Here is a 1,662-nt window from a genome sequence, read left to right on the forward strand (position 1 = left end):
TACCTGTTTTATCAAGAACAACTTTCAAAGAGAAATAAAATTGATTTCAATGATATGATAAACGGGGCCACCGATGTGATCAGAAACGGTAAAGTCACGTTTCCATATAAGTACATTATAATAGATGAATACCAGGACGTTTCGGTCAGCCGCTTTAATCTCATAAAAGAAATCAGAGATATCACAGGTGCTAAAATATTGGCGGTAGGTGATGACTGGCAATCCATCTTCCGTTTTGCCGGCTCCGATATCAACTTGTTTACCAACTTCCAGAGGTATTTTGAGCATAGTGAAATGTTGAAGATTGAAAATACCTATCGAAATTCTCAGGAGCTAATTGATTATGCAGGAAACTTCATAATGAAGAATAATAAACAAATCAAAAAGAATCTGAAGTCTAGTAAGAGGAATGAAGACCCAATAAAGCTATACGGTTATGTTGGCCAAGAAATGTACGGGACCTTAAAACACATTATTGAGAAAATAGTTAATAAGTATGGGAAACAAACCGAGATAATGTTATTAGGGCGAAATAACTTTGACATTAAGATCATAGGGCAGGATCCTGACTTTATTATTGTTGAAAACAAGGGTGGAGTGAATATTAAATATAAGGTATACCCTAAGTTAAATATGTTCTTTCTAACAGCCCATAAATCCAAAGGCTTGGAAGCGGAGAATGTGATTATTATTAACGCTTCAAACAGTAATAGCGGATTTCCAAATCGAATGTCGGATGACCCAATCCTATCATTGGTTTTAACAGTTCCGGATGAATATTTATTTGCGGAAGAACGCCGCTTGTTCTATGTGGCCTTGACTAGGACAAAAAATGATACCTACATTTTAGTTCCGGATATGAATATGTCGTCTTTCGTGAAAGAGCTAAAAGATGATTTTGGGATTGATTATAATATTATAGAAGGCAATACCATCATATCGAATAACCCTAGATGCCCTCGATGTTTGGAAGGATATTTAATGCTGCGGGCAAATAACAGTACCAAGGAACGATTTCTAGGATGCAGCAATTTCCCAATGTGTAATCACACTATAAAAGATGTATCTGTCTTGGAGAACCCAATGAAATGCACTTCTTGTGGTGGTTATATGGTCAGAAAGAGTGGACGAAGAGGCGAGTTTTATGGTTGTTCGAATTTTAGTTTTAGGGATGGCTGTAATCATACCATAGATATAAAAGAAGTGTCCCGATTATAAAACTGATTAACCCTAACTTCTCATAAAGTGGGTATTTATATTGAAGAACCAGCAGCTTACAATTGTAACGGGCAGCATTACTTTAATAATCGATGATCGTCTAACTGACGGTCATTTTTTTATACTTAGACAAAACGGTTATATTTATTGTGAAACGAATACTCGAAAGAGGAAGGTATATAAAATGGATCAGTCACTTAATGTATCCACTGGATCACAATATAGAGGGTTATGTTTTATCGCCATGTGCCTGATGAAGGACGTCTATGGCGTGAAATCTACTTAAAGCCCTGATTCGGATGTTAATCGTGTGAACCGATAATCCTTTTCGATTTTGCTTACGATGGTCATCCTCAGCGTATGGAATTCGTTCCGTTTGTAAGTAATTAATATAACTTCGAATTTTATCTGCAGTAATTTCATTAATGTCCTTAACCTCTGTAG

Annotated in this window: 1 protein-coding gene and 1 pseudogene; one reads left to right on the forward strand and one right to left on the reverse strand. The window is 36.1% G+C overall.

What is annotated here, in order from left to right; all coding sequences use genetic code 11:
- Nucleotides 1-1,218, forward strand: a 1,218-nt coding sequence (locus V7659_RS30890; protein WP_335543817.1) for a 3'-5' exonuclease, incomplete at its 5' end; no start/stop codon positions are given.
- Between the two features lie 229 nt (nucleotides 1,219-1,447).
- On the opposite strand, the pseudogene V7659_RS30895 reads toward V7659_RS30890, so the two are convergent.
- Nucleotides 1,448-1,662 (reverse strand): annotated as a pseudogene (locus tag V7659_RS30895) (hypothetical protein); the annotation flags it as partial.

Source organism: Neobacillus drentensis, from assembly GCF_036966985.1.
GTDB lineage: Bacteria > Bacillota > Bacilli > Bacillales > Cytobacillaceae > Neobacillus > Neobacillus drentensis_E.